The organism is Kocuria massiliensis, assembly GCF_900169715.1.
Taxonomy (GTDB): domain Bacteria; phylum Actinomycetota; class Actinomycetes; order Actinomycetales; family Micrococcaceae; genus Rothia; species Rothia massiliensis.
Window position 1 is genome coordinate 234550 of record NZ_LT835161.1, and the last position, 23371, is coordinate 257920.

Consider the following 23371-nt stretch of genomic DNA (forward strand, 5'->3'; position numbering starts at 1 on the left):
CCTAGGGCCGTGTCTCCAGGACCTCAGCGATATCGTCGAGAGCTTCTTCGTTCTGAAGTGAGGACCGATCCCCGAGCGTGCGCCCTTGGTAGAGCTCGCCCAGCAGCCGTCGAGTGATCTTTCCCGAACGTGTCTTCGGAATATCCCGGACCACGACGACGTCCTTCGGCTTGGCGATCGGCCCAATCTCCTGGGCAACGTGCGCTCGCAGCTCCTCGCGCAATGCGGCCTCGTCGACGTCGTGGCCTTGAGGAACGGTCACGAAGGCGACGGCGGCGTGGCCGGTCAATGAGTCTTCGATGGGGCACACACCTGCTTCGACGACTCCTTCGTGCGTGATCAATGCCGATTCGATTTCGATGGTTGAGAGGCGATGGCCAGAAATATTGATGACGTCGTCGATGCGGCCCAGGATGCTGATGTCGCCTTCGTCGTCGATTTTGGCGCCGTCGCCGGCGAGGAACCAGCCGCGTTCCCCGTAATGCCGCCAGTAAGAGTCGAGGTATCGCTGGGGGTTTCCCCACACGGTTCGGGCCATGGCCGGTCCGATCTTATCCACGACGATGAAGCCCTGCGTGTGAGGGGGCACGGCGTTGCCCTCCTCATCAACCACCCGAGTCGAGATTCCCGGGATGGGTCCCACCGCGCATCCGGGTTTCGACCGCAGGCGCGGTGACTCGGCGGGAAAGGTCCCGGCAGGGGCGAACTGCGGGTCGTGCGGTCGTGGAGAGCACACGGTCGCACCCGTTTCGGACTGCCACCACGTATCTACGAACGGCACCTCATCGCGGCCGACGTTCCGGCGCAGCCAGGTCCACGCTTCGGGGTTGATGGATTCGCCGACCGAGCCGAGCAGTTTGATCGAGGAGAGATTGTAGGTGGCCGGCAGGCCTTGCGGGAAAGCTCCCATGAGTGAGCGGATGAGGGTGGGAGCGGTGTAGTAGGTGGTCACACCGTATCGTTCGATGATTTCGAAGTGCCGGCCAAAGTGCGGCGTCGACGGCGTGCCTTCGTAGATCACCTCGGACACCCCGTTGAGGAGCGGTCCGTAGATCTCGTACGTGTGGGCCGTGACCCAGGCGAGATCGGCGGTGCACCAATGAACGGCGGCGTCGACCTTCGCGGGATCATTGACCGCTGACAGTTCATCGGGCCGCAACTCGTTGCCTTCATCGAGGGTCTCCGGGAGGAGATCGAAGAGTAGGGCGTGGGTGTAAGCCGCCTGAGTGAGATAGCCGCCGGTGGTGTGCACCAGCCCTTTCGGCCGGCCGGTGGTTCCCGAGGTGTAGATGATGAAGAGCGGCGTTTCGGCATCAAAAAACTCGGGTTCGTGATGGGTTGAGGCCTTCTCGAGGAGGTCTTGCCACCAGACGTCGCGTCCCCGCTGCCACGGCACCGCGAGTTCATCCTTGGACAGGTATCCCTTGTCGGAAGCGTTCAGTTTCATTCCGGACGGCGTGGTCCGGCCCGGCCGTGACGTTCTGCGCACCACGATCACGTGTTCGATGGCGTTATCGCCCTCGCACGCGGCGTCGGCAATGTGTTTGACCGGGACGACGGCGCCGCGCCGGTTTTGACCGTCGGACGTGACCAGGACCTTGGCGCCGGTGTCCTCCACGCGGAAACGCAGGGCTTCGGCGGAAAAGCCCCCAAAGACCAGCGAATGGACCGCCCCGATGCGGGCGCAGGCCAGGGTGATGATCACGGTCTCGGGAATGACCGGCAGATAGATGACGACGCGGTCGCCCTTGCCGACACCGAGGGACTCCAGCGCATTGGCCGCCCGGCAGACTTCTTCCAGCAGGCGGTCGTAGGTATAGACCTCTCGGTCGCCCGGCTCGCCCTCGAAATAGAGGGCGACGTGATGGCCTCGGCCGGCCTCAACATGGCGGTCCACGCAGTTATATGCGGCGTTGAGCTCGCCTCCCTCAAACCACGCGATCTCCGGGACGCTGTATTCCGGGGCGCCTTCGGGGCTCGTGCCGGTGTGTTGGGGCCGCTCGAAGCGGTGCGCGGTGTGCCACGGGCGGTTCCACGTCAGACGCCCGGCCTGGCTTTCCCAGAACTCAACCCGGGCCTCGTCGGATTCGAGGGCGGGGTTGGGTGTGGGGCGGTTCGGGTCGGAAAAGGCGTAGTCCGCGGGAAGAGGCATGAGATCACTCCATCGAAGCCTGGCTGTAGCACCACGTGGACCCGTCGTGCCGGGGTTAGCCGCCGACGGGGAGGTTGCTGCGACGTCGTCGAGCCAGGTCTCTCGGTCGCTCTGGATGGTTGTCGCGTCCAGTACATCGCGCGAACCGCATCGCATGCCACTTTGCGCGGAGGTATTGCGGCGGATGACCCGGCGGCCGTCAAAGTGCGTCATGGGAGCGACGACGGCGGTCGGTCGGCCCGCTGCCAGCGCGGGATTTTGTGACGTCGGGGGCCAGAATCACGGCTTGAGAATTGACCTGGGTCACACTGGATGAAATATTAGTGAACGAATGGTCGGTAAATAAATCCGTGAGATGGGTCTCCTGGACCGGGGAGGCCTTGCCGACAGGGCAGTTCGACGCGCCGACCCGAGGCACGTTCGACGACTCGACAAGGAGTTCAGATGACCACCATGCCCCCAGCTTTTCTCGTCGGAGGTGTCCGCACGCCCGTCGGCCGCTACGGGGGATCGCTCTCCTCCGTGCGCCCGGACGACCTGGCCGCGCTGAGCGTCAAGAATGTCGTCGAGAGCGCGGGGATCGATCCGGCCGACGTCGACGAGGTGATTCTCGGCAATGCGAATGGCGCGGGTGAGGAGAACCGAAACGTCGCCCGCATGGCGTGGTTGCTCGCGGGCTTTCCGGACAGCGTTCCCGGGATGACGGTGAACCGCCTGTGCGCCTCCGGGATGTCGGCCATCACGGTGGCCTCCCAGATGGTTTCGTCGGGTGCGGCCGACCTGGTGGTCGCCGGCGGGGTCGAGTCGATGTCCCGCGCGCCGTGGGTCATGGAGAAGCCGTCCCGGCCTTTCTCCAAGCCCGGGGAGGTGTTCGACACCTCGATTGGATGGCGGTTCGTGAACCCTCGATTTGAGAAGGGCCCGTTGTCCCGCGAGGGCAAGGCCACCTACTCGATGCCCGAAACTGCCGAAGAAGTCGCCCGGGTGGACGGAATTACCCGTGACGAAGCGGATGAATTTGCTGCGTCATCCCAGGCGAAGGCGGCCGCGGCGATCGAGGCCGGACACTTTGACGCGGAAATCCTGCCGGTTGAGGTGACTGGTCGCAAGGGCGAGGTGACCGTGGTTGCGGTGGACGAAGGCCCCAGGCCCGGCACCACGGTCGACGGCTTGGCCCAACTGCGGCCGGTGGTCCGAGGCGGGTCCGTGGTGACCGCGGGAAATTCCTCCTCTCTGAACGACGGCGCGTCGGCGATCCTCGTGGCCAGCGAGCGAGCCGTCAAGAAGTACGGCCTCGAAGCCCGGGCGCGAGTGGTCGCTGGTGCCTCGGCCGGCGTCGCCCCGGAAATCATGGGCATTGGCCCGGTCCCCGCGAGCCGGAAGGTTCTGGAACGTGCCGGGTGGTCCATCGGCGACCTCGGCGCCGTCGAGCTCAACGAAGCCTTCGCGACACAGTCCTTGGCTTCCATCCGCCGCTTGGGGCTCGATCCGGAGATCGTCAACCGAGACGGCGGCGCGATCGCCCTGGGGCACCCACTCGGTTCTTCGGGATCACGCATCACCATCACCTTGCTCAACCGTATGGAACGCGAAGATGCACGGTGCGGGTTGGCGACGATGTGTATCGGCGTCGGGCAAGGCGCCGCGCTTCTGATCGAAAGGGTATAACCATGACATTGACGGGTGACTTCACCGCCATCACGGCCCAAGAAGGTCCAGACCGACTGCATATCCGTCTCGACCGTCCGGAGGTTCGCAATGCGATCGACGCGACCATGGTCGAAGAACTCCACCGCGTGTGCGACCACCTGGAGTCCGAGCCGAAGATCATGATCCTCTCCGGAACGGAAGTCAAGGGAAAGGGAGTGTTCGCATCCGGAGCGGACATCCGGCAGCTTCGAGAACGACGTCGTGACGACGCGCTCCGAGGGATCAACTCCCGACTTTTTGATCGACTGGCGCACCTTCCAATGCCGGTGATTGCGGCCGTCGACGGATACGCCTTGGGCGGCGGGGCGGAGTTGGCGTGGGCGGCGGACTTCCGGATCGGAACGCCCCACGTCGTCATCGGCCAGCCGGAGACGGGACTCGGAATCGTGGCCGCGGCCGGCGCGATGTGGCGGCTCCGGGAACTTGCGGGCGAACCATTGGCCAAGGAAATGCTCCTGGCCGGCCGAACCCTCGGCGCCGAGGAGGCCCTCGCGGCGCGACTGATCACCGAAATCCACGAGCCAGAGGCATTGCTCGACGCCGCCCATGCGCTCGCGGATCGCATTGCGCGTCAGGATCCCCTCGCGATTCGCATTGCCAAGGGGGTTTTTCATGCCCCGCGTGAGGCCCACCCGTACGTGGATGAGTTGGCTCAAGCCGTGCTCTTCGAATCAGAAGCAAAATTCGACCGAATGCAGTCCTTCTTGGACCGCCGAAAGGAGCGACGCTCATGAAGCGTCCTGACCATACAGAACAGGCCCTCCCGCAGACCATCGGAGTGCTGGGAGGCGGGCGCATGGGGTCCGGCATCGCGCACGCATTTCTTATTGTGGGGGTGCGGGTGGTGGTCGTCGAGGTCAACGACGACGCCGTCTCGGCCGCTCGAGGGCGCATTGAGAAGGACGTTTCGGCCTCGGTAGAACGCGGCAAAATTGAGGGCACGGCTGGTGAATGGCTTGACCGCCTGAACGTCACCACGGACGCCTCGTCATTCAGTGAGTGCGGCTTGGTGGTTGAAGCCGTCCCGGAGATGTGGGACCTCAAAGTGGAGTCGCTCCGGCGCGCCGAGTCCCAGCTGCACGACGACGCGTGGTTGGCGACGAATACGTCATCGATGTCCGTGGATGGTTTGGCGGGGGAGCTGAAGAGTCCCGAACGGTTTTGCGGCTTGCACTTCTTTAACCCCGTGCCGGCATCGAAGTTGGTGGAGGTCGTGCTGGGCCGGCGGACCTCGGAGGAGCTTCGCGAAAGGGCCCAAGAGTGGGTCGCCGGACTGGGCAAGACGCCGGTCACGGTGCATGATGCTCCCGGATTTGCTTCGTCTAGATTGGGAGTTGCGCTGTCCCTCGAAGCGATCCGCATGGTCGAAGAAGGCGTGGCCTCCCCTGAAGATATCGATCTCGCCATGACGCTGGGCTACAAGCATCCCGTGGGTCCGCTCGCCCTCACGGATATCGTCGGTCTCGACGTCCGCCTGGGCATCGCTGAGTACCTGGAATCCCAACTCGGGCCCCGTTTCGCCCCACCGCAGCTCATGCGCGACATGGTCGAGCGTGGAGAATTGGGGAAAAAGGCGGGGAAGGGGTTTTATTCCTACGAGTAGTCGGATAAATCCAAAACTCAGAACCTACGCGTGATCCTATGTCCTTGCGGATGTCGGGCGTGAAAATTCGTAGCCGCAGACCGAGTAATAGTTCGTGGCTCAGGTTACATGGCTAGACTGCTGATGTACGTGACGGCGAAATTTCAGATCCTCAACCTTGGATCTCATGCGAATTAGGGAGAAGCCCATTGAGCGAGGGCGGACTTGTTGACGGCGTGGACAATCGAGAAGAACGTATTGCCGACCTTCAATTTATTGTAGATTTACAATTATCTGACACTGAATTTGGTCTTAAACGACACACGTTCTCGGCGGGAAACGCCAGAATTACGGTTTGCTTCAGGGAAGCTATCAACTTTGCGCTGGTACACAATGGGGTAGGGCCACTGGCTGGTATTGGAATCATTAATACAGATTCTGCACGCCCCCTGACGGTTGACCAGATGCGCGCTTCGCTCGCGAGCCTTGAGGCGGAAGCGGACCGGAGTGAATCTTCCGTTAGCCAATATTCATGGACGGGTGACGGCCGCGAGGTTGACCCTGACTCGTTTCTGGTGATGGACCAAACCGAGTTGGCCTGGTCATTGCCGGCGGAGAGCTTCATTAACATCGATGAGGCCAGCGCCGATGAGTTGAGATTGCAATTTTCCATTGATGGCCACGATGTACATCAGACCATCCCCATCCGGCGTTTAGCCCACGATGAGTGGAACGCTACGACGGTTCCGGAACTTCTGGCGGCATTCGTACGTCCTCGAGCTGACGCGGTTCAGGACATTCTGTCCAATGCGGCGGATATTTTGCAGAAAACCACAGGTGACCCAAGTCTGGTGGGCTATCAGCGGGGCGAGGCGAGAGTTCGAGCGACCGCCAGGGCAATATATGAGGCATTGCAAAGTGCGGGAATTCGTTATTCGGAGCCACCTGCCTCGTTCGAGGCCACGGGGCAACGAATTCGGACCCATGATGATGTGCTGATGCGGAAATTTGGGACATGTATCGATCTCTCATTGCTCTACGCTGCGTGTCTCGAAGAGGCGGGGTTGAATCCGGTCGTGGCGATCTGCCCCGGGCATGCACTAGCCGGCCTGTTTCTCGATGATGCGGCACCCAAGAGGTTTGTTGTGTCTACGCCCGAGCAGCTGAGCAATCTCTTCGGCGGTGACTTGATGCTTGCGGTCGAGACGGTTGGTTTCACCTTTGGCGCCGAGAGAGATTTTGATGATGCAGTCCGTGAAGCACATCGGAAGGCTGACGGTGGTCGCGGCATTCGTTATGTGTTGGATATCCGGGCCGCCCATCGGCGGGTCAGGCCTCTACCCAAGATCTCGACTGTGGATGGAACGAGGATCATCGAGACGGTCTCCGTGGCTGTTTCCCGGCGCGTGCCGGGCGCCCCGGGCGCCGTCACGCGCAGCGAACCTGCGGCGATTGATAGAGCACCGGCTCGCGTCCAAGGGTGGATGGGAAACCTCCTCGACCTCACGAGACGCAATCCATTGCTTAACCTGTCATCGAGGAGGGGCGTCGAAGTTCTGGTTCCTTCGGTTCAACTGGGCGACCTCGAGGATTACATCCAATCCCACGGCGTCGTGAGATTGCGGACGGCGGACGATCTATCCGACCTCCAACGTAGCCGTGGTTGGTCGTCCGTGAGGCAAGTTCCGGAAGAAGAACTCTTCCAAGTTTTCGATCAGGAGAATGCCCTCTTCGTCCATAACGAAGGTGGGAGTGCGGCGAATAAGTTGATTCGTATGCGTCGAGAGGCACGTGCCGCCGTGGAGGAAACGGGCTCGAACAGCCTGTTTCTTACGATTGGTACGTTCCAGTGGGTCGACAGTGCTGGTGGAGTCGGTGGGACCGCTCCCCTCTACCTCCTTCCGGTGGTTCTCGCGGGTTCGAAGTCGAGTGCATTTGAGGTTTCGCTCGACCCGGGCCAGGAAATAGTGCCCAATAACTGCCTCATCGAGAAATTGAAACAGGAACATGGAGTCGAGTTTGACGTTCTCGAGAACCCTCATAAGGACAGTAGTGGCATCGATATTCAACGAATACTTGCCGAACTAAGGGATGAATTCGTCCGCAAGGGCCTTGAATTCTCTGTTAACGAACAGGTGTACCTCGCAAACTTGCAGTTTTCGACGATTGACCTTTGGCGAGACATCAAGAATAACTGGGAGAAATTAGCCGAGAAACCTTTGGTTTCCCATTTGGTCAATAGCACTGGGGAAGTGTTCGCTGACTCCGTCGATGCACCGGAGGTGGTCGCGACCGATGAAGTGGATGCTTGCCTGCCCCTGCCGGCGGATTCAAGCCAGTTGGCCGCCATCAAGGCGGCAACGGCCGGTTGCAGCTTTGTGCTGGAAGGCCCTCCGGGAACTGGAAAGTCCCAGACCATTACGAACATGATCGTTGATGGCATCGCGTCTGGACGAAGCATCCTATTTGTGGCCGAAAAACAAGCTGCTTTGGAAGTCGTCGAGGAAAGGCTGAAGCGTGCAGGAGTAGGATCGCTGGTCCTCAATGTCCACGGAGCCAAGCAGTCCGCTGCACCTGTGAGAAAGCAACTTGCGGAGTCACTCGATGATCATCGAGTACCGAACCCGGCTGCATTTGAAGTGCTGACTTCCCAGCTTCGTGACGACATCGAAACGCTGACACGATATCCTCACGCGCTTCACGATTCATCAGAAAACGGGACAAGTGTGTGGTCTTTGTATCAGCACTGGGCACAACTTGATTCTTCTCGGAGCGCGACGGATGAGTGGACGCCGGAAGACCTTGGCCTAAGTTCCGGCACGGTGAATTCGTATGGGGATGAACTGCTCGAATTGGCTTCTCGATCCCATCGCTTGAGCCGACGGAATGTGGTTCCACGTTCGAGCCCAGAATGGGATGTGCTCGTACAAGGCATCGCCTCGGACGACTCCGCCTTGTCTCCAGGCGTGCTGGAGGACTTATTGGATGCGGTGGGCCGGTTGCTCGAGGCCTTTGATCACGTGCGTGAACCAGTGGCGACCGCTCTAGACCTGCTACATGACAGGCGGGAGCTCTTTGTCGAATGGCTCGAGGGGCTTCCGGCTCAGCGATCTGCAATTCCCAGTCAGCTTCAATCTCCCGACCCCTCACCCGAGAGTCTCCATTCCATCAAGAGGGAGGCTGGTGAACTCTCGACGCGTTGGAGTTCCTTTGCCGCCAAATTGACGCCCGCGGCCTATCATCTGGACCTATCGAAGCTGCGGGCGGACTATCGATCGGCTCAGGACGCGAATATCTTCAAACGTCACCGTCTGCTCAAGAACTCCACGGATGAGATTCTCACGATAGTTCAACCGGTATGTGCAGACGAATATAAGGATGAGCCCTTAAGGCTTCTCAACGATGTTGAAGCACTGCATGCAGAAACCCGACAGCTTTCCGACAAGGTTAAGAGTGTCTTGGGGAGCAAGAATTTCGATCCATTCGCGGACGCCACTTTCCAGTGGCTGGATCATGAAATTCACCTTGCCTCTGAAACTCTCAGGCAAAGGAATCTTCTCCGTCGTCTCATAGCCGATAGGCCAAGGGCGGCCGATGCCTTAGAACAATTGGTCGTCAGTGACCTGGACGCAACTCTGCGAGGAGATCATCTTGCAGAGGTGGAGCAGTTATATCGGGCTTGGGATGAGGTGTGTAGCTCAGCTTGCCTCACGTCGACCTCCAGCAAGGCTTGGATGGATGGACGCTCTCCCATCGAGATCATTCGCAAAAATCGTGAAGGTTGGAACCTTTCACTGAGTCCTGAGAATAGGACCAGTGCTGTGGAAGGGCTCGAATTCCTTGTGGTGCTGGAGCGACTACGGACCATAGGCGTTCCGGTGGTTGCTGATGAACTCGCTCGTGGAACGTCAGCTGCTGGATTGGAGGATGCAATGGCGATTGCGACGGCGCGTGTGCTCCTTGACGATGCCTTGCGCCGTTCAGGTCTCGCTTCCACCGACAAACACGAGTACTTGGACGATGTGGAGAAGTACTTGAAGTCCTCCCGGCAACTGAAAAAGGGACTGGTGAGGGAAGTACCGGCTCAACTGATCGAGGCGAGTAGTCGGCAGAAATCGATCAATTCGAGATTACGCAAAGAGATTGACCGGAGTCGCGGTGGCAGCGTTCGGCAAATGTTTGAGCGATTTGGTGAACAAATACTTCAGGTCACGCCGTGTGTTCTGATGAGTCCGGCGTCTGTTGCCCGATTTTTGAGCGTCGGCGCAGCGAATTTTGACACGGTCATCTTCGATGAGGCTTCACAGATTCGAGTCGCAGACGCAGTGGGTGCTTTGGGTCGAGCCGCCGCGGCCGTCGTCGTCGGGGACTCGAAGCAGATGCCCCCGGGGTCTTCGTTTGCCGCAACGCAAGATGATGAGTCGGAGTTTGACGGGGAGATGGCCGTTGGGGACCAGGAATCTATCCTCTCAGAGGCTGTGGCCTCGGGTATGAATCAACGATGGTTGTCCTGGCATTACCGGAGTCGGGATGACTCGTTGATTGAGTTTTCCAATCGCAGGTATTACCGAAATCGCCTTTCCGTATTCCCGTCCCCTCCGGGGCGACGTTCCGGTATGGGTGTCGAATCGGTGTTCGTGGGTGGACAGTTCGGCCACGGTGCTGAAAGGACCAACCCAAAGGAGTGCGAGATTATTGTCCAAGAAGTGCGCCATAGGCTTGCTCGTGATCCATCGGCATCTCTGGGCATCATCACCTTCAACGTCCAACAGCGAGACCTCATTTTGGACCAGCTGGAGAATTGTCAGGATGAGGCGGTGCGGAAGGCGCTAACGAGTTCGCGGGACCCTCTGTTCGTGAAGAATTTGGACAATGTGCAGGGTGACGAACGTGATCACATCTTCTTCTCGCTGGCTTTCTCCCCTCGAGCGGACGACGGACGCATGCCCATGAATTTCGGCCCGCTCAATAATGTCGGCGGTGAGAGAAGGTTGAATGTTGCGGTGACCCGAGCGAGGGAATCGGTAACCCTCTATACCTCGATAAAGTCCAGTGAACTCGACCTGAAACGAACTAGAGCCCTTGGTGTTGCCCACCTCAAGGAGTACCTCGCTTTCGCTGAAGGGCGTACCCGAACCGAATCGGCAGTTCACCAGGAACGCTATGACCTGTATCGGGATTCCGTGCGAGACGCCTTGGTGGAACGAGGGCTAGAGGTTGTCACCGACGTCGGGGTTTCTAGTTTTCGGGTTGATTTGGCCGTGCGAGCTTCACCGTCGCACGGTTGGTTGGCCGTTGTCCTCGATACACCGGAGTGGGCGGAGCGCATTGCGGTATCCGACCGTGTGGCCCTACCGTCACAGATTCTGGAGGGCGTGATGGGCTGGCAAGGGACCTATCAGATGCTTCTCCCTGTATGGCATGCGGATCCGATGGCGACCGTCGCCGACGTGGAGCGATGCGCTCAGGCGCTGTCCCAACCGGAACCCAGCGTAGACGCGACTCGCGAGCCCGTGGATGTAGAAACCGATGGCACTCAGGTGCAGTCCATGGAAGAGACGGTGTCACCTCGTAAAGATGACTTTTCAAGCCTCGTCGAGTCTTTTCACAGCGACGAGGACCTGACGTCGCTGGGCCACGAGGAATCCTCAGAATCGTTGTTGGTTCGAAGCGCGGGCGAAGTTCACGCTCCGAACGCGCAGAATATCGCATCCAAAGCTGAGGACTTTGGTGGCCAGCATGAATATAGGGAGTATCCGGAGAAGTCCATAGGTAACCGAGAGGAACTGGACCAGCTCAAGGATGCAGCGGTGCGTGAGAAAGTGTCTCAACATCTCAGCGACATCATTAATGTTGAAGGCCCGATTGAGGAGAGTCGCCTCGCCAAGATTCTGGGGAGCGGATTTGGCTTCGGACGGATTACGGGAGGCCGGTCCCGAGATATTTTGGCTCTGGCTCGGGAAACACCTGAACGCCTCGACGGGTTTGGAACGTTCTACTGGCCCGAATCGATCAACCCCGAGCTGTATTCCGGCTATCGCCCTCGCGGCGACGCCGGCAACTACGAAGCTCGGGAAATATCGCCTCGTGAGGTTGCGAATGCCATGACATCGGTCCTTCAACAGCGTGTCGAAAATGCGGAATCTGCTCCGACTCGAGAGGAACTGATTCGAGAGGCCGCGAACCTGTTCAACTTCAACCGTGTCGGAGCGAGAATACGAGACCACTTTGGGCGAGTCATCGATTGGAAATTGTCAGCAGGTAGCTTCCAACTGACGGACACGAATCACGTCATCTTGGGCTAATACCGGATCCCCGGTGCCTGTCAGACGACTGCATCGTCTGACAGGCACCGGGGATCCAATCATGACGGAGCAGGTCTACTGGTACGTCACGACCCACGGCTTCGGCGTCATCTGGTAGGTCTGCTCCGGCGTCGCCATGGGAGAATCTTCGTCGTAGAAGTTCTTCCACGACATGAAGATGCCCTGCGGAAGGCCCTGTTGGAGGGCATCCCACGTCTGTTTCTTCAGCTCTTGTGAACCGTGGCCGTCGGCGTGCAGGGTCAACGCCAGTTCGGGGTGTGAGGTATTAAGAGTTTCGCGATTTTGAATCATCGATCCCGCGAATTGGTGGATGACCACGGCCTTCTGCGGCAGATCCTCACGGCGGGTGAGGTCTGCGACGTAGTCCATGGACTCGTTGAGTTCGGCGGCGGTGACTGAGCCGATCTGCTCCAGCGGGCGTTGACCCGGGGCCAACCGCCATTCGGCGTCGTACCCCACTCCCACGTTCGGATCTTTGAGGATGTCCTCATATTCCTTGACTTGGCTCGTGAAGTCCTGGGCGCCCGGCTGGAAATCCAGGATCACGTACACACCGTTCTTCTTTGCAGCGTCGAGCAACGGCTTGAGGCTTTCGGGAGACAATTCGTTGGAGTAGTCCCCATCTGCTCCAGGGACGGAGTCGGCCACCGTGGCGATGACCTCAAACGCCGGAATGACGGGCTCCTTGCTGTAGGGCTCGTATTGCTTCGCCAGCTCCTTGACCCTCTGGACCGATTCTTCCGGGCCCTGTTCACCGAGCGCTCCGAGGTGTGGATCATTCGGTGCACCGTAGAGGGCTACCATGCGGCGATCGGGAAATACCGTTCTTCCTCCACCGATCAATTCCGATGGTTTATGAGACTCTCCTTCTGAGGGAGATGAGCTCTGCCCCGACGAGCTCTGACCGGATGCGTTAGCGGACCCTTGAGCATCTGGGGAATTGGAGGCGCATCCACCGAGCAGGAGGCTGGATAAAGCCAAGGCTCCCAGGCAAAGGTAGGTGGGCAGGGTCTTGCCGAAACTGGGCATGGTGTGGTTCTCCGACGGTGTGCGAGGTGTGGTTCTGACGAATGTGTCGGAACCACGATAGCCATTCGCGACCAGACTTACCAGCGAGTATACTCTTGCGAATTTCAACCGCGTGAAGGCGTTTTTCTCCGTCTTGGCTGAGGCCTTGAGGTGCCGAAGTTCTGCCTACGAGGTCTCTGGTGTTCGCGTGTACCGCAGGAGCAACTCGTCGCCCGCCTGGAGCGCCGAGGAGAGCCGCATCCGTGTGGCGACGGCGCGTTCGGCATGACCGATGCGGCTCGCTTTTCCGGCCGTCAACGTCGGGGAGAGGGTCAAGCAGAGTTCGTCGACGGCGTCGACGGCCACGAAGGCCCCAAAGAGCGATGGCCCGCCCTCGCCGTGGACGGTGCGTAAACCCCGCTCGTGAAGGAGCCTCCGGACCTGAAGTGGCTCGACGTCGTCTCTTCCGGCGGAAACGACATCAGCAACCTCGTCGAGTTCCCGTCGCCGCTCCTCGGGCGCCTCCGTGACCGTCAGGATTACGGGCCGAACCGGCGCCTCGGCAAATATGGGCGAGCGCGGATCGAGGTTCAAGGTACGGGAAACCACGGCAAAGACTGGGTGGTCGGCCAGCCCCCGCTTGCGGCGCCAGGTCACGGCCTGATCGTCGAGTCGCATGGCACCGTACCCCTCGTGGCGTACGGTCCCCGCGGCCACGAGCACCGCGTCGGCAGGGCGGCGCAACAGATTGAGAACCCGCTGGTCCGCATCGTCCCCAAGGCCGCCGGACGCTCCATCCAAGGTTGCGGCGCCGTCGAGGGACGCTATGAAGTTCATGCGGAGCCACGGGCGGTCGTCGGGAAACGCGTAGGTGTCCAGTAGGGCCTCATCGTCCAGAGCCGGGGTATTCGTCGCGATGCGGTGGATCGGTGTGCTCATGAGGCCTCAGACATTGTGGGTGGGGTGAGTGTTGTGCTCGAGACGCGCAGGGTCGCGCAGGCCCAAAATTGCTTCGGTCATGCGGACGGCGTCGAGAGTTTCGGCGACGTCGTGCATACGAACGATCCGCGCTCCCGCAAGGATGCAGGCCGTCATCGCCGCGAGCGAGCCGACTAGCCGTTGTCCAGCTGGGCGGTCGATGGCTTCGCCCACGAAGTCTTTATTGGAGACGGCGACCAGCAGCGGAGGTCCCAGGGACGTCAGCTCTTCCAGTCGGCGGGTGATCTCAAGGGAATGCACGGTGTTCTTGTCCAAGTCATGCCCGGGATCAACGATCAGCTTTTCGGCGGGAATTCCCGCTTCTGTGGCCCGTCGAATCTGGGCTGTTAAGGAATCGCGGACGTCCGCGATGACGTCGTCATACTGGGCGGCGGGTTTCTCCTCGCGCGGGCGGCCGGCGCTGTGGCACAACACCACGTGGGCGCCGCCCTCGGCGATGACTTGCGCCATCGCGGCATCGTGCAAACCGCTGGTGTCGTTGATGACTCCAGCGCCCGCCGCCATGGCTTCATGTGCAACCTCGGCGCGGTACGTGTCCACCGAAATGATCGCTTCCGGGCGTTCCGCTAGAACCGCCTGGACCACGGGAATCACCCGTTCGATCTCTTCCGCGGTCGAGACCGCAGGGCCGCGTCCGAAGGGAACGCCGCCGATGTCGACCCAATCGGCTCCGAGATCGATGGCGTTCACCGCGCTCGAGACGGCGCTGTCGAGCGCGAAGGTGCTCCCACGGTCGTGGAAAGAATCCGGCGTGCGGTTCACGACGGCCATGACCGACACTCGATGAGTCAGGTCGGTTCCACGAGGGCCCGAGCCCTTTCGCTCCATGCCATGCGCCTTTCCTGCGTCGTCGGTCCCCGCCACGGGGTCTGACCCCAAAAGTAGCACCGGCGTCTATTGGTCGAAGAAGCCTTCGGGGGCATCTTTCAAGTAATTGCTGATTCTTACCGTGCAGAGCCGACGATTGGTTTCGAGGTGCGTGATCACCACTTCGTGGCTGGTCATGGTGCGTCCGAGCTTGATGGGAGTGGCGACGGCGCGGACGGTACCCTCCGTGGCGGACGAGTGGTGCGTCGCGTTGACCTCGGTGCCCACCGCGATCTTGCCGAACTGCGCCGCGTGAAGCACGGCGGCCCACGAACCGGCGGATTCGGCCAGCGCAATCGACGCGCCGCCGTGAAGGATTCCGTGGCCCTGGCGATTGCCTTCCACGGGCATCTCGGCCACCACCCGCTCGACCGTCTGTTCGAGGTAGGTCATGTGCATGCGGTGATCGAGTTCGCCTGGGTCGATCCGCCCGATCCAACCCTCGGTGGGGGCGCGGCCTTCCTGCTGCGACTTCTCGGAATCGTTCTGCATGCATCTCTCCTCATGACATTGGGTGCGCTCTTCGTGTGGCGCGCCACATTCTTGTGGGCTATCCTGACACAAATACTGACCGAACGTTCGGCTAGATATGTCCAGGAGGGACCCGCTCGTGACCACCTCAATCCAGTATGAACCCCAGACGCTCGACGCCGCCCCGATTTTGCCGAGTTATGTGAGGGGCCAATGGTGGTCACCGGATGCCCCCGAGAGCGCCGTCGGCGTGGTGGATGCGGGAACCGGGGAAGCCGTGGCTCGCGTGAGCACCGAGGGCCTGCCGACGCAGGACGTCATCCGGTACGGCCGGGAGGTTGGCCACCGGAGCCTCGATGCGCTGACGATTCACGACCGAGCGCTCATCATCAAGCACCTCGCGATGTACCTCAACGAGCACAAACAGGAGCTATATGAGGTTTCGTTCCGAACGGGCGCGACCGCTCGAGACCACCTGATCGACACCGACGGCGGCATCGGAACCCTCTTCACCATCTCGTCCAAGGCCCGCCGCGAACTGCCGAATTCCAACGTCGTGCTCGACGGCGCCGTCGAGCAACTTTCCGGGGATGGGAGCTTTCTGGGCGAGCACATTTACACCCGGCTGCCCGGCGTCGCTGTGCAGATCAACGCCTTTAACTTTCCCGTGTGGGGGATGCTCGAGAAGTTTGCCCCCGCTTTCATCGCCGGGGTTCCAAGCGTGGTCAAGCCCGCGACGCCGACCGCCTACGTCACCGAAAAATGCGTACGGCTCATGCAGGAATCCGGCCTATTGCCGGAAGGTTCGTTGCAGCTGATCAGCGGTTCCGCCCGTGACCTGTTGGATCACTTGGACATGCGGGATCACGTGGCCTTCACGGGGTCGGCGGCCACCGCCAACGCCCTGCGGCAGCATCGCAATGTTCTGGAAGGCGGAGTTCGTTTTACCGCCGAGACGGACTCCCTCAATGCCGCGATCATGGGCCCAGACGTGACCGAGGAGTCCGCGGAGTTCGAGGCCTTTATTAAATCCGTGGTTCTCGAGATCACGGCCAAGGCGGGACAAAAGTGCACGGCGATTCGTCGGGTGATCGTGCCAGACACGATGCGCGCTCTGGTGATTCGAGCGCTCGCGGAACGGATTGCCGAGCGCGGCGTCGTCGGCCCGCCTCGGGAGAAGACCACCACGGTGGGCGCGCTCGCGTCCCCGGAACAGCGCGATGAGGTGCTCGCTTCGGTGCGTCGGCTGATTCAAGCCGGTGGGCAGGTGCGCGTTGGCGGTCCGGATGCTTTGGACACCGTGCCAGACGAAGGTTCGTTTTTCCCCGTGACTGTTCTCGATTTCGACGACCCGCGGACCACGGCCATTCACGAGGTGGAAGCCTTTGGCCCGGTCACATCGGTGATGGGCTACTCGGGTGAGGTGGAAGACGCCGTCGAGATCGCGGCCCTGGGAGGCGGCTCTCTGGTGGCGACGGTGTGCACCCACGAGCCTGACGTCGCCGCTCGCTTTGCGACCGGAATTGGCGCTCACCACGGGCGCGTGCTGTTCTTGGACCGCGACGACGCCAAAACCTCGACCGGCCATGGCTCGCCGATGCCGCATTTGGTGCACGGTGGCCCGGGTCGCGCCGGCGGTGGCGAGGAACTGGGTGGCGTCCGCGGCATCAAGCACTACATGCAGCGCACCGCAATTCAAGGGTCGCCCGACCTGCTGACCGGGGTGACCGGCGTCTGGCATTGGGGCGCGACGGCGCAGACCGTGACTCGGGAGGATGTCGAGTCTGGCAAGGGGGTGCACCCGTTCCGGAAGTCGCTGGCCGAGTTGAAGATCGGCGACCAGTTCCGTTCCGACCTGAGGACGGTTTCATTGGACGACATCACCGAGTTCGCGGAGTCGACCGGCGACACGTTTTACGCGCACACCAACGAAGAAGCGGCAAGTGCGAACCCGTTCTTTCCGCGCCGCGTCGCCCACGGGTACCTGCTGGTTTCGTGGGCTGCGGGACTGTTCGTCGAACCCGCGCCGGGGCCCGTTCTGGCGAACTACGGCCTGGAGAACTTGCGGTTCATTACGCCGGTCACGTACGACGACGCCTTCCGCGTGACCTTGACGGCGATGCGCATCACCCCGCGCGTGACCGATGACTACGGCGAGGTCGCATGGGACGCCCGCCTGACCAACCAGAATGACGACGTCGTGGCGACGTACGACGTCTTGACGCTGGTCGCGAAGGAGTAAGGCGACGGCGGAGGGGCGTCCGGTGGGGTGGACGGGGTGGAGTCCGGTGTGGACCCTGCGCCGTCGTTCCTTGTGGGTATCGCCCTCGGCATGGTTGGCGTTGGTCCCGTGGGTGGTTGGTGGGGCGGGGGTGTTGGGTGGTGGTTACTCGATCCGGTGCAGGTTGCCGGGTTCGGTGGCGTTTTCCGGCCGATTTCGCCCGGTTTTGGCCGTGCGATCGATGGTGTTGGGTGGCGGTTCCCCCATCTGGTGGGGCCTACCGCAGTTAGGTGGCAGCTAGTTCACCACCTAACTTGGGTAGGCGCCCCACAACCGGGAAACCGCCACTCTAGGGGGTGCGTCGGATGGCCCGGGCGACGTCGTTGGAGGGCGGCAGCCGACTCACAACTGGGTAACCGCCCCACAAGTGGGTAAGGCCTCGCAACGGGGGACGCCGTGTGAATCGGGCGGCGTCGTCAGTCCGTGGTTAAGGCCTCTCAAGTGGGTTATCGCCACGCAACCGCGCACGCCTCCGCCGAACACGACGCCGGGCGCCCCCACGGCCCGCCTCGAAGCCCCCGCCGTTCTCAGACTCGCAAACCGTCCAGAACCATTTTGACGGCCGTATCCGCCACCTGTTCGACGGTTCCCTGCCCCTCGGGGTGGTACCAGTCCACGATCGAGTTGATCATCCCGAGCATCAATCGCGGCGCGGACTTGCCGGAAATATCCGTGCGCAAGCTGCCTTCATCCTGCGCCGCGCGGACCAGGCCTTCCACCGCGCGGGTGATGCGACGACGTCGTTCGAGGGCCGCGAGCTCCACCTCGGAATTGCCGCGCAGGCGTAGCAAGAGGGTTACGTACGGCATCTGGTCCACGAGCACGCGCACCGTCCTGCGGATCACGCCCTCGAGGGTTTCGATGGCTGGGGCGTCGGCGGCCAGGACGTCGTCGATGGCGCTTTCCAGCGAGTCCAACGCGCGCAGCAAGGCCTCTTCGAGGATCTCTTCCTTCGAATTCACGTGGTGGTAGATCGCCGATTTGGAGATTCCCAGGTGACTCGAGAGTGTGCCCATCGACGTGGTGTCGTAGCCGTGCTTATTGAAGACCTGGACGCACACCGCGATCAGCTTGTCCCGGTCATATCCCGGGCGTCCACGGCGGGCGCCGCCGGTGGAGGAATCCGTGGGACGGTCCGTATCGGCGCGTGCGGGTGAGGTGGTCATGAATGCTCGGCTTTCGTCTAAAGGGTCCTTTTGAGGTTACCCGAGGCCACGAATGGCACGAGATTGCGCCGATCACACATGCCGACGCCCCGACCGAATTCACGACGATGCCCCGACCCGACATGCAGTCCGGGCCGGGGCATCGTCGTGAGAGTCACAGTGCTATTTCTTGGTCCGGTGATCGTACACGCGACGGATTTTCCCTGAGGACCGTGCGAGGGTTCCGGGTTCCGCGATATCAATGATGGCGGTCGAGCCGATCTTGGTCTTGATCTCCTTGAGCAGGGCGGTTCCATCAGCGACCGCCTCCTCCCGGCTCGCCTCCTCACGCCGCTCGATGTGGATGGTCATTTGGTCCATCCGGTGGGGGCGCGAGATTTCCAGGGTGAAGTGCGGTGCCAAGGAGGGTAGCTGCAAGGCAAGCTCTTCGATCTGCGAGGGGAAGAGATTGACGCCGCGAAGAATGATCATGTCGTCAGAACGTCCGGTGATGCGACCCATGCGTCGGTGACCCGGTCGCGTGGTGCCCGGCAAGAGGCGGGTGAGGTCGTGCGTCCGGTAGCGAATGATCGGCAGGGCTTCCTTGGTCAGCGAGGTGAACACCAGCTCGCCGGGTTCGCCCAAATCGCAGACGCGGTCGTCGAACGGGTCGATAATCTCCGGGCGGAAGTGGTCCTCCCAAATATGTGAGCCGTCCCGTGACTCGGCAGACTCTCCGGCGACGCCGGGGCCCATGACCTCTGAGAGTCCGTAAATGTCGCAGGCCGTGATGTTGAAGGTCCGCTCGATTTCGCGACGCATTTCCTCCGTCCACGGTTCGGCACCGAGAACGGCGTGTTTGAGCGACGTCTCCCGGGGGTCCATCCCGGCCGCGTGAAATCCGTCCGCAATCGCCAAGAGGTACGTGGGGGTGGCCAGAATCGCGTCGGGTTCAAAGTCGCGAATCAGCTGAACCTGCTTCTCGGTTTGCCCGCCGGACATGGGAATCACGGCGCAACCAAGCTTCTCGCCGCCGTAATGCGCGCCGAGTCCGCCGGTAAACAGGCCATAACCGTAGGCGTTATGAATTTTCTCGCCGGGTTGTACACCGGAGAACCGAAGGCACCGCGCGACCAAACGCCCCCATGTGTTGAGGTCCTGTTCGGTGTACCCCACGACCGTGGGTAGCCCCGTGGTCCCCGACGACGCGTGGATGCGTCGAATATCGGTCATCGGTACGGCGAAGGATTGGAAGGGGTAGGCCTTCCGGAGGAATTCCTTGTCGGTGTACGGAAATTTCTGGAGGTCTTCCAGGGCCTGAAAATCGCGGGGGTGCACACCGTGCTCGTCGTAGAGCTCACGGTAGGCCGGGACGTTTTCGTAAGCGTTGTGGATGGTCCACCGCAGGCGGGCGAACTGAAGGGCTTCGATCTCGTCGCGGCTCATGAGCTCTTCGGGGTCCGGCCGTGAGGGATCCTCCGAAGCCACGGGGGAGTATGGGTTGGCGATGGAACAGGTGGTCATGGGATTCACGCTTTCTGACGATGGGGGATGGTTCGGCTGCGTCCGCGGAATAGGGCCAGTACGGCACCGTCGTCGGCGGTGACGGTGATGTCGTAGACCCCGCTCCTTCCCGTGCGGGCAACCTCTCGTGCTTCGGCGGTCAGTTCCTGGCCGAGAGACCCTGAACTGATGAAGTTGATGTCGACCCCTTGGGCAACGGTGATTGTGCTTCCGTCGCCGTCGGGATCATTGCAAGCCATGGCAAAACAGGTGTCGGCCAGGGAAAACACCATGCCACCGTGGGCAATGCCAAAACCGTTCAGCATCTCCTCTCGCAACGTCATGCTGATGACCGCGTGCCCGGCGTCGGCTCGGTGAACCCGGATCCCTAGCCATTGGGCGGTGCGATCGTTGGTCAGCACCGGATGGTGTGGCATGTTGTGCTCCTCACAATATATGACCGAATGGTCAGTAGGGAATCGTTAATGACGTCGGCCTGTCAAGAGCGCCCCTGTGTTGACGGTCACCCATCCTCCCGATATTCTGAACGAACGTTCGGTAATTATTCCTTTTGGAGGGACGTCATGACCACCACAGACGACGCCGTCGCCCCCGGCCAGGAGCACTTCGACGCCCTGATCGAGGAGGACTCGCGCATCGAGCCTCGCGACTGGATGCCCGAGGCCTACCGCAAGACCCTCACACGTCAGGTCTCCCAGCACGCCCACTCCGAGATCATCGGCATGCAGCCGGAGGCCAACTGGATCACTCGGGCCCCGAGCCTCAAGCGGAAGTCGATCCTCATGGCCAAGGTGCAGGACGAAGCCGGACACGGCCTGTACCTTTACTCGGCGGCCGAGACCCTGGGGACGCCCCGCGTTGAACTGAACGAGCAATTGCTCAGCGGTCGCGCCAAATATTCCTCGATTTTCAATTATCCGGCTCGGACTTGGGCGGATATGGGAGCCATCGGGTGGCTCGTGGACGGTGCCGCGATCTGTAATCAGGTTCCGCTGTGCCGCGCTTCGTACGGCCCTTACGGCCGCGCGATGGTGCGCATCTGCAAAGAGGAATCCTTCCATCAGCGCCAGGGCTGGGAAATCTTGTACGAGCTCTCCCACGGAACCGAGGCTCAACACAAAATGGCGCAGGACGCCGTCAACCGGTTCTACGGTCCGGCCCTGCAGATGTTCGGGCCGCCAGACGAAGATTCCCCGAACTCTCAGCAGTCCATGGCCTGGAATATCAAGCGATTTTCCAACGACGAATTGCGACAGCGCTTCGTCGACATGATCGTTCCGCAGGCCGAAGCCCTGGGCTTGAGCCTCCCGGACCCCGATCTCGTGTGGAACGAAGAGCGTGGTCACTACGACTACGGCGACCTCGACTGGGATGAGTTCATGTCCGTGATCAAGGGCCGTGGTCCGTGCAGCGTTCAGCGCATGAAGCGGCGCCGTGAGGCTCACGAAAACGGTGCCTGGGTGCGCGAAGCCGCGGCGGTCTACGCCGAACGTCAAGCCCAGGTAGCCACACAATCCTCCGACGACCGCCAGGACCATGCCGCAGCACGTCCGGCGTCACCACTGATGGGAGCTTCCGCATGACCGAGAATTCCGAACAGCAGGCCGGCCACGCCTGGCCCTTGTGGGAGGTCTTTGTCCGATCTTCTCGCGGATTGTCCCACGTCCACGCGGGTTCCTTGCACGCACCCGATGCGACCATGGCCATTCGCAATGCGCGGGATCTCTACACCCGGCGCAACGAGGGAACCAGCGTATGGGTCGTCGAAGCGGAGGCCATCACGGCGTCGGACCCGGACTCCAAGGGTGGATATTTCGAGTCCGCGCAGGGAAAGGCCTACCGCCATGCCACGTATTACACCAGGTCTGAAGGGGTGAAGCACCTGTGAGCACCTTCGCCTCGCACGAATCCGCCACCAAAATCAGCGCCGGTGAATCCATCAGCGCCGAGGAGATTGCGGCCTCAGACGCCCGGGCCTCCGACGCCGTCGCACGCTATGCCCTCCGTTTGGGCGACGACGCCCTGATCCTGTCTCAGCGGCTGGGTTGGTGGATCACGCGTGCCCCGGAGCTGGAGGAAGACATCGCGATGTCGAATATCGCCTTGGACTTGATCGGGCACGCTCGCTTTCTGCTCACCTACGCCGGCTCGGCCTGGGGGAAAAGCGAAGACGACCTGGCCTACTTCCGCACTGAGGAGGAATTCCGCTCGTGCCGCCTCGTCGAGCAGGAGAACGGGGACTTCGGTCAGACCATGGCCCGCCAGCTCATTTTCTCGATGTACCAGTACCACCTCTACACCGCTTTGCAGGGTTCGGCCGACTCGACCCTGGCCGCCATCGCGGATAAAGCGGTCAAAGAGGTCGAGTACCACGTGGACCACGCCTGTCAGTGGGTTCTTCGTTTGGGCTTGGGAACCGAAGAGTCCAAGCGGCGCCTCGGCGCGGGACTGCTGTCCATGTGGCCGTACGTCGAGGAATTGTTCACGGATGATGCCCTGATCGACGAGCTCGACGGCGTCGCGGTGCGTCCCTCGACCCTGAAGGAACCGACCCTGCGCTCCATCGAATCCCTTCTGGCGGAGGCCGACATGCCCATCCCCGACGTCGCCCAGGCGCGGCTATCGACCGAGCTGCGCGACGGGGCGTACTCCGAATTCCGGGGGTACATCCTGGCCGAGATGCAATCGCTGGCCCGGCAACACCCCGGCGCGACGTGGTGAGCTGAATGCCCACGACCATTAACACCGCACCCGACCAGCGGGCGGCCCATCTTGACCGCCCGCTACCGCTCGGGCCCTCGAAGCGACCAGATGGTCCCGCCGATGCCGCGCTGTGGGACTTGGCCGCGACCGTCTGCGACCCCGAGATTCCCGTCCTGACTCTCGCCGACTTAGGGGTCTTGAGGGATGCCTACGTGGACGGGCGCGGAGCCATCGTCGTCATCACGCCAACCTATTCGGGGTGCCCGGCCATGGACACGATGGCCGAGGACATCGTGGCCGTACTTTCCCACGCGGGGTATGAGCAGATCCGTGTTGAGAAGGTTTTGCGGCCCGCCTGGACCACCGACTGGATGAGTCCCGAAGGTCGCGACAAGCTCACGGAATACGGCATCGCTCCGCCCAGCGGAGATTCCGCACCGGGACACCACAGCGGCCCGGTCCGATTGAGCCTCTCCGTCAAATGCCCCCACTGCGGCTCCCTCAAGACCCGCGAGATGACCCGCTTCGGCTCGACGTCGTGCAAGGCCCTTTGGGTGTGCTCCGAATGCCTCGAGCCCTTCGACTACTTCAAGGTTCACTAAC

Annotated in this window: 17 protein-coding genes and 1 pseudogene; 9 read left to right on the top strand and 9 right to left on the bottom strand. The window is 61.5% G+C overall.

Annotated elements, in window-relative coordinates; genetic code table 11:
* Window position 1: 1 nt before the first annotated feature.
* A complete protein-coding gene (locus B9Y51_RS05330) occupies window positions 2–2152 on the bottom strand; it encodes an AMP-binding protein (protein WP_085529056.1) in 2151 nt (716 codons plus the stop codon).
* Window positions 2153–2605: 453 nt separating this feature from the next.
* Here B9Y51_RS05330 and B9Y51_RS05335 point away from each other — a divergent pair, with 453 nt between their 5' ends.
* From B9Y51_RS05335 to B9Y51_RS05350, 4 genes are all read left to right on the top strand, one after another.
* Window positions 2606–3820 carry a thiolase family protein gene (locus B9Y51_RS05335; protein ID WP_218189220.1) on the top strand — a complete coding sequence of 405 codons (1215 nt, stop codon included), beginning with the start codon at window positions 2606–2608 and terminating at the stop codon, window positions 3818–3820.
* Window positions 3821–3822: 2 nt separating this feature from the next.
* Window positions 3823–4596: an enoyl-CoA hydratase/isomerase family protein gene (locus B9Y51_RS05340; protein ID WP_085529058.1), complete on the top strand. Its 774-nt coding sequence runs from the start codon at window positions 3823–3825 to the stop codon at window positions 4594–4596.
* Window positions 4593–5465 (top strand): 3-hydroxyacyl-CoA dehydrogenase family protein, encoded by an 873-nt coding sequence (locus tag B9Y51_RS05345; protein WP_085529059.1) that lies wholly within the window; start codon window positions 4593–4595, stop codon window positions 5463–5465. Before B9Y51_RS05340 ends, B9Y51_RS05345 begins: the two co-directional genes overlap by 4 nt.
* Before the next feature lie 443 nt (window positions 5466–5908).
* Window positions 5909–11749, top strand: a complete 5841-nt coding sequence (locus tag B9Y51_RS05350) for a DUF3320 domain-containing protein (protein ID WP_085529060.1) — start codon at window positions 5909–5911, stop codon at window positions 11747–11749.
* A gap of 75 nt (window positions 11750–11824) precedes the next feature.
* Here B9Y51_RS05350 and B9Y51_RS05355 read toward each other — a convergent pair whose 3' ends face one another.
* From B9Y51_RS05355 to B9Y51_RS05370, 4 genes are all read right to left on the bottom strand, one after another.
* Window positions 11825–12799 carry a hypothetical protein gene (locus B9Y51_RS05355; RefSeq protein ID WP_085529061.1) on the bottom strand — a complete coding sequence of 325 codons (975 nt, stop codon included), beginning with the start codon at window positions 12797–12799 and terminating at the stop codon, window positions 11825–11827.
* Between the two features lie 165 nt (window positions 12800–12964).
* Entirely contained in the window at window positions 12965–13717 is a 753-nt protein-coding gene (locus B9Y51_RS05360; protein ID WP_085529062.1) for a pyrimidine reductase family protein, read from the bottom strand.
* Between the two features lie 6 nt (window positions 13718–13723).
* On the bottom strand, window positions 13724–14548 hold the full coding sequence (gene folP, locus B9Y51_RS05365; RefSeq protein ID WP_245826079.1) for a dihydropteroate synthase: 825 nt from the start codon (window positions 14546–14548) through the stop codon (window positions 13724–13726).
* 123 nt (window positions 14549–14671) lie between these two features.
* Window positions 14672–15136 carry a hotdog fold thioesterase gene (locus B9Y51_RS05370; protein ID WP_085529064.1) on the bottom strand — a complete coding sequence of 155 codons (465 nt, stop codon included), beginning with the start codon at window positions 15134–15136 and terminating at the stop codon, window positions 14672–14674.
* Window positions 15137–15233: 97 nt separating this feature from the next.
* On the opposite strand from B9Y51_RS05370, the gene paaZ reads away from it, so the two are divergent.
* Entirely contained in the window at window positions 15234–17357 is a 2124-nt protein-coding gene (gene paaZ / locus B9Y51_RS05375; RefSeq protein WP_085529065.1) for a phenylacetic acid degradation bifunctional protein PaaZ, read from the top strand.
* Window positions 17358–17923: 566 nt separating this feature from the next.
* On the opposite strand, the gene B9Y51_RS05380 is transcribed toward paaZ, so the two are convergent.
* The 3 genes from B9Y51_RS05380 to paaI form a co-directional block, all read right to left on the bottom strand.
* Complete coding sequence (locus B9Y51_RS05380; RefSeq protein WP_082156787.1) at window positions 17924–18562, bottom strand: TetR/AcrR family transcriptional regulator; 639 nt, start codon at window positions 18560–18562, stop codon at window positions 17924–17926.
* 162 nt (window positions 18563–18724) lie between these two features.
* A complete protein-coding gene (locus B9Y51_RS05385) occupies window positions 18725–20065 on the bottom strand; it encodes a phenylacetate--CoA ligase family protein (protein WP_173834739.1) in 1341 nt (446 codons plus the stop codon).
* A 5-nt stretch (window positions 20066–20070) separates the two neighbouring features.
* A complete protein-coding gene (gene paaI / locus B9Y51_RS05390) occupies window positions 20071–20481 on the bottom strand; it encodes a hydroxyphenylacetyl-CoA thioesterase PaaI (protein WP_048681438.1) in 411 nt (136 codons plus the stop codon).
* 147 nt (window positions 20482–20628) lie between these two features.
* On the opposite strand from paaI, the gene paaA reads away from it, so the two are divergent.
* Together paaA and paaB are read left to right on the top strand one after the other, a co-directional pair.
* Window positions 20629–21648, top strand: a complete 1020-nt coding sequence (paaA, locus tag B9Y51_RS05395) for a 1,2-phenylacetyl-CoA epoxidase subunit PaaA (protein ID WP_085529067.1) — start codon at window positions 20629–20631, stop codon at window positions 21646–21648.
* Complete coding sequence (paaB, locus tag B9Y51_RS05400; protein ID WP_085529068.1) at window positions 21645–21953, top strand: 1,2-phenylacetyl-CoA epoxidase subunit PaaB; 309 nt, start codon at window positions 21645–21647, stop codon at window positions 21951–21953. The genes paaA and paaB overlap by 4 nt, the downstream gene beginning before the upstream one ends.
* Here the strand turns inward: paaB and B9Y51_RS11475 are convergent.
* Window positions 21940–22005: pseudogene (locus tag B9Y51_RS11475) on the bottom strand (hypothetical protein); the annotation flags it as partial. The gene paaB and the pseudogene B9Y51_RS11475 overlap by 14 nt on opposite strands.
* Between B9Y51_RS11475 and paaC the strand changes: the two are divergent.
* Together paaC and paaD are read left to right on the top strand one after the other, a co-directional pair.
* Entirely contained in the window at window positions 21986–22786 is an 801-nt protein-coding gene (paaC, locus tag B9Y51_RS05405) for a 1,2-phenylacetyl-CoA epoxidase subunit PaaC (RefSeq protein ID WP_425432074.1), read from the top strand. The pseudogene B9Y51_RS11475 and the gene paaC overlap by 20 nt on opposite strands.
* Window positions 22787–22791: 5 nt before the next feature.
* Entirely contained in the window at window positions 22792–23370 is a 579-nt protein-coding gene (gene paaD / locus B9Y51_RS05410) for a 1,2-phenylacetyl-CoA epoxidase subunit PaaD (RefSeq protein WP_085529070.1), read from the top strand.
* The last annotated feature ends 1 nt before the right edge of the window (window position 23371 follow it).

Excerpts from the sequence above, each read along its gene's own strand:
- B9Y51_RS05335 (WP_218189220.1), top strand. The coding sequence starts at position 2,606 with ATGCCCCCAGCTTTTCTCGTCGGAGGTGTCCGCACGCCCGTCGGCCGC.
- B9Y51_RS05385 (WP_173834739.1), bottom strand. The coding sequence starts at position 20,065 with ATGACCACCTGTTCCATCGCCAACCCATACTCCCCCGTGGCTTCGGAG.
- B9Y51_RS05360 (WP_085529062.1), bottom strand. The coding sequence starts at position 13,717 with ATGAGCACACCGATCCACCGCATCGCGACGAATACCCCGGCTCTGGAC.
- B9Y51_RS05370 (WP_085529064.1), bottom strand. The coding sequence starts at position 15,136 with ATGCAGAACGATTCCGAGAAGTCGCAGCAGGAAGGCCGCGCCCCCACC.
- B9Y51_RS05350 (WP_085529060.1), top strand. The coding sequence starts at position 5,909 with ATGCGCGCTTCGCTCGCGAGCCTTGAGGCGGAAGCGGACCGGAGTGAA.
- B9Y51_RS05355 (WP_085529061.1), bottom strand. The coding sequence starts at position 12,799 with ATGCCCAGTTTCGGCAAGACCCTGCCCACCTACCTTTGCCTGGGAGCC.
- paaD (WP_085529070.1), top strand. The coding sequence starts at position 22,792 with ATGCCCACGACCATTAACACCGCACCCGACCAGCGGGCGGCCCATCTT.
- paaI (WP_048681438.1), bottom strand. The coding sequence starts at position 20,481 with ATGCCACACCATCCGGTGCTGACCAACGATCGCACCGCCCAATGGCTA.
- B9Y51_RS05345 (WP_085529059.1), top strand. The coding sequence starts at position 4,593 with ATGAAGCGTCCTGACCATACAGAACAGGCCCTCCCGCAGACCATCGGA.
- paaA (WP_085529067.1), top strand. The coding sequence starts at position 20,629 with ATGACCACCACAGACGACGCCGTCGCCCCCGGCCAGGAGCACTTCGAC.
- B9Y51_RS05340 (WP_085529058.1), top strand. The coding sequence starts at position 3,823 with ATGACATTGACGGGTGACTTCACCGCCATCACGGCCCAAGAAGGTCCA.
- B9Y51_RS05380 (WP_082156787.1), bottom strand. The coding sequence starts at position 18,562 with ATGACCACCTCACCCGCACGCGCCGATACGGACCGTCCCACGGATTCC.
- folP (WP_245826079.1), bottom strand. The coding sequence starts at position 14,548 with ATGGCCGTCGTGAACCGCACGCCGGATTCTTTCCACGACCGTGGGAGC.
- B9Y51_RS05330 (WP_085529056.1), bottom strand. The coding sequence starts at position 2,152 with ATGCCTCTTCCCGCGGACTACGCCTTTTCCGACCCGAACCGCCCCACA.
- paaB (WP_085529068.1), top strand. The coding sequence starts at position 21,645 with ATGACCGAGAATTCCGAACAGCAGGCCGGCCACGCCTGGCCCTTGTGG.
- paaZ (WP_085529065.1), top strand. The coding sequence starts at position 15,234 with ATGTCCAGGAGGGACCCGCTCGTGACCACCTCAATCCAGTATGAACCC.